Source organism: Thiorhodospira sibirica ATCC 700588, from assembly GCF_000227725.2.
In the GTDB taxonomy this organism is placed as follows: domain Bacteria; phylum Pseudomonadota; class Gammaproteobacteria; order Ectothiorhodospirales; family Ectothiorhodospiraceae; genus Thiorhodospira; species Thiorhodospira sibirica.
The window spans coordinates 2,154,787-2,158,410 of sequence record NZ_MU255056.1 but is presented as its reverse complement, the minus strand read 5'-3'; the positions used below and the strand labels follow the sequence as shown (position 1 = coordinate 2,158,410).

Annotated in this window: 2 protein-coding genes and 2 pseudogenes; all 4 read right to left on the bottom strand. The window is 56.6% G+C overall.

Annotation, left to right across the window (positions count from 1 at the left end):
• A pseudogene (locus tag THISIDRAFT_RS14850) lies at positions 1-83 on the bottom strand (IS5/IS1182 family transposase); the annotation flags it as partial.
• Positions 84-144: 61 nt separating this feature from the next.
• Positions 145-255 (bottom strand): annotated as a pseudogene (locus THISIDRAFT_RS10105) (IS5/IS1182 family transposase); the annotation flags it as partial.
• 326 nt (positions 256-581) lie between these two features.
• Positions 582-719, bottom strand: coding sequence for a hypothetical protein (locus tag THISIDRAFT_RS10100; protein WP_159098548.1), 138 nt, complete (start codon positions 717-719; stop codon positions 582-584).
• Between the two features lie 225 nt (positions 720-944).
• A complete protein-coding gene (gene abc-f / locus THISIDRAFT_RS10095) occupies positions 945-2,849 on the bottom strand; it encodes a ribosomal protection-like ABC-F family protein (protein ID WP_006788837.1) in 1,905 nt (634 codons plus the stop codon).
• Positions 2,850-3,624: the final 775 nt, after the last annotated feature.

Here is a 3,624-nt window from a genome sequence, read left to right as displayed (position 1 = left end):
GGCTTGATCGCCTTCCAGGCGCCGTCGCTGAGGTGACTCGGGTAGCGTTTTTTGCGAATCTTCTTGCTGCATTTCTGGGGCATGTGGGCCACTTCCTAGAAAAAATCGTAGGTTAAGCCATTACGCGATTAATTTCCAAACAGCTTCGTAGAGATCCACCCGCCGGGGGGCCGTCTTCTTGCGTCCACTTTCCAGTAAGGCACGAATCTGCTCGAACGGCTCTCGACGGATGTCACTCGGATAGGTATGTCTCATCTTGCTATTATCGGCTATTTTTAGATGACTTTGAACAGGTTCTAAAATGTCCTGCTCCTAAAAACCTAAACAAAGTTGCTTATGCGATTTTTAGGCACTTCGCTCTCCGTTGATAGCGCCCCGAAGGGCGAGCAACTGGAGTCCTGGTTGAGCAGTCCCAACCGAATGGCCGGTCAACACCGGCAACATGGGCGGTTTCAGCCGTCGAAACCCAGCTTGCGCCATAAAAGTGGCCTCGGCGTTCATCCTGAACAGAGAACAACTTTGCGATTCGACTTCGACCCCGACCATAGAACGCGAAACCTTCGCGTTTGTAGATAACCTATCTACAATGGAGAATTCTGATAAACAATGAAGAAAAAATCAAGAACTGTTTTTTGCTCCACCGTGTTTGGCGTCTGGCCTTCAATCATCGCTCCCACGGCCAAGGCCAGTTTTCTCACCACCGTCTTGCCCAGCTCCACGATTCACCTCACGAAGTCCTTGCTCAACCGCTTCCGCCAAGCCTTTTACCGTGCTCGTCGCTGCTTCATACCTCACCTTAATGGACGCGGCCGTTTATCAACTCGGATCCGATAGGTGGCAAGATCCCGGACAATACCTCTTGAACACTTCGAAAGGTGGTTGAATACCCGTTACCTTGCTTAACGATCTCGGCACAGCAGCGGGGTAAGCCTCCGAGCGTTGGTTTACCCCTCCGCATCAAGCTGTTCTGCCTGTTCCAGGGTCTCGCAGGCCTCCAGCCAGGCATTTTCCAGCGCGGCGACTTCCTGGCTTAACGCGCCTTGACGTGTCAGCAGGTGTTGCAGTGGCTGTTTGTCGGCCTGTTCGTATAAAGCCGGGTCGGCCAGCTGGGTTTGTAGCGTCTGTAATTCAGCCTCGCAGCGGGCATGGGCCTGCTCAAGCTGTTTGACCCGATCACGCAGCGGCTTGAGGCGTTGACGTTGTGCGGCGGCGTTTTGGCGGCGCTGTTTGCGTTCATGGCTCGCCGCTGGCTCAGCGGTCGCACTGTCGCTGTCCTGGGTGCTTTGCTGCATCAGCCAGCTGCGATAATCCTCCAAATCTCCGTTGAATACCTGCACCTGCCCATCATGCACCAGCAGCAGGCTATCGCAGACATGGGCGAGTAAATGGCGATCATGCGAGACCACTACCAGGGCGCCGCCATAGTCTTGCAAGGCCATCGTCAAGGCGTGGCGCATCTCCAGATCAAGATGGTTGGTCGGCTCGTCCAGCAACAACAGATTAGGACTTTGATACACCAGCATGGCTAGCACCAGCCGTGCCTTTTCGCCTCCGGAAAAGGGTTCTACCGCTTCAAACACGCGATCCCCATAAAAGCCAAAGCCGCCGAGAAAATCGCGCATGGATTGCTCGGTGGCCTTGGGATCCAGGCGGGTGAGGTGGAGCAAGGGGCTGGCCTTGGGGTCGAGTTGCTCGAGCTGATGCTGGGCAAAATAGCCCAGCTGGGTATCCGGGGCCTGTTCACGTTCCCCGCGCAGCGGCGCCAGATCACCGGCCAGCAGGCGAATCAGACTGGATTTGCCCGCGCCGTTGGGACCAAGGATGCCGAGACGATCACCGGGGTGTAGCGTCAGTTTAAGCTGGCTCAGTACCGGCGTTTGTCCATAGCCGACACTGGCATGATCAAGCTTGAGCAGTGGATCGGGCAGGCGCTTGGGCGCTTTAAACTGGAAATGAAACGGCGAATCATGATGCGCAGGCAAGAGACGCGCCATGCGTTCCAGGGCCTTGACCCGGCTTTGTGCCTGACGTGCCTTGGTGGCCTTGGCGCGAAAGCGCTCAACAAAGCGCTCCATGTGCACAATATCACGCTGCTGACGCTCATAGGCCGCCTGCTGCTGCGCCAGGGCCTCGGCGCGGGCGCTTTCAAAGGCGCTGTAGTTACCGCTGTAAAGCGTTATGCTATCGCGTTCAATGTGGGCAATCTGGCTCACCACCCGGTCGAGAAACTCGCGGTCATGGGAAATCAGGATCAGGGTGCCGGGATAGCTGGCCAGCCACTGTTCCAGCCAGATAATCGCATCCAGATCCAAATGGTTGGTCGGCTCATCCAGCAATAACAAATCCGAGCGACACATCAAGGCCTGCGCCAAATTCAGGCGCATACGCCAACCGCCGGAAAAATCGGTTACGGGACGGGCCTCATCGGTGGCTGCAAATCCCAGCCCATGCAATAACTTGCCCGCCCGACTGGCCGCCCGATAACCGTCAATCGCATCAAGCTGCTCATGCAGACGCGCCAGCTCCAGGCCATTGTCATGGGTCTGGGCGTGGCTCATCAGCGCCTCCAATTCGCGCAGGCGGGTATCGCCATCCATCACATAATCCAGCGCCGAGCGCGCGACCGCCGGGGTTTCCTGCGCCACCGAGGCAATCACCCAGTCAGCCGGAACCTCACAGACCCCCGTATCAAGCTGCAACTCTCCACGCATCAACGCCAGCAGGCTGGATTTGCCCGTGCCGTTAGCCCCCGTCAAGCCGACCCGCGCCCCTTGATGCAGGGCAAAACTCACCCCGGCAAACAGTACCCTGGGGCCGCGCCGTAGACACAAATCCTTAAATACAATCATGTTTACACTAAACCTGAGTGAAAAACGCAGTATCCGCCGCGAAGGCCGCGAAACGCCTGAGTTCGTTGATAGAGCGGGTGTTTTTTAAATGGATGGAGTCGCTTGCTGGCATCGTATTAAACCACTGCGAAGCTTACACGAAGCCATGAAAAAAACAAAAATACAATGATTCTCATTATTTACAAAATAACACGTTGATTCAATTTCATCAGTTTGCGCGGGAAACCCCGGCCGCAAGGCCAAGGAGGGATAGCGCACGGCGCGGGAATCTCGCTTGTGGAGATTCGCATAGCGCCGCGATACTGGTCATGTGCTATGAACCTACGGTCGGGCGGACCGAAAGTAACGCCTGTCAGAGACGAGAATGTGAGTCCTGGGGAGCACCTGCCTGCGCCGCGCCTGCCTGCCGCGACGCGCGCGGCGCAGGCAGGTGGGTTGGTTCGCCACCGTAAAAGCTCCCGCGTGGAGCGTAGCGGCGATCACCAAGCCATCTCCTTGGGCGGTCTCGGGGCAGGAACCCACCGATGCGTGTGTTGTATGTGCATTGTGCAACCTCGCCGTAGGAATCCTCTTCCTTCAGGGAGAGCAGCAAAAAACAGGACGTCAAAACCACACCGCTTATCAACTAGCCCCACACCATGGAGTGCCGCTCACCAGCGCGGCAGTATTATTTGCCGCGCTGGTGAGCGGCACTCCCAAGTTTATTCAAGCGTGTCAACCCAATTCAGAAAAGTCCCCTTTTGTGCAAAGCAGAAGTGTCCCCCGTAGAATGCGT

What these genes read in the sequence shown, in the direction of transcription:
- abc-f (WP_006788837.1), bottom strand. Translation starts at nt 2,849, where the DNA reads ATGATTGTATTTAAGGATTTGTGTCTACGGCGCGGCCCCAGGGTACTG.